Annotated in this window: 1 protein-coding gene; it reads right to left on the bottom strand. The window is 64.1% G+C overall.

Annotated features, from left to right (window positions below):
- Positions 1 to 13 precede the first annotated feature (13 nt).
- The coding region (locus SB772_RS44125; protein ID WP_410839038.1) for a hypothetical protein at positions 14 to 248 on the bottom strand (235 nt) is incomplete at its 5' end.

The following is a 248-nucleotide window of genomic DNA, read 5'->3' as shown; positions in this document are numbered from 1 at the left end:
GTACTTGACCTACTTAGCGCCGCTTCCTTTTTGCAGGTTTCCGCTGCTCCTGGCTCGCTGCCTTCGCAGGGTTCCCTGAGCGGCCGGACGAACGGCTCTCAATGCGTGTCTGCGTTCCGCCGTCCTCCGCTGGTGCGGTGTACTGCAACTGGGCGGGCTTTTCGGGCGCCTGCAAGCCTGCGGCCTTGATCTGCGGATCGTGATGTTCGGTGTGTCCACCGGCCGCCGAGCCGTCAGCTACCACCACA

Source organism: Paraburkholderia sp. SIMBA_030, assembly GCF_046535245.1.
Taxonomy (GTDB): Bacteria; Pseudomonadota; Gammaproteobacteria; order Burkholderiales; family Burkholderiaceae; genus Paraburkholderia.
This window is presented reverse-complemented; position numbering and strand designations above follow the sequence as displayed.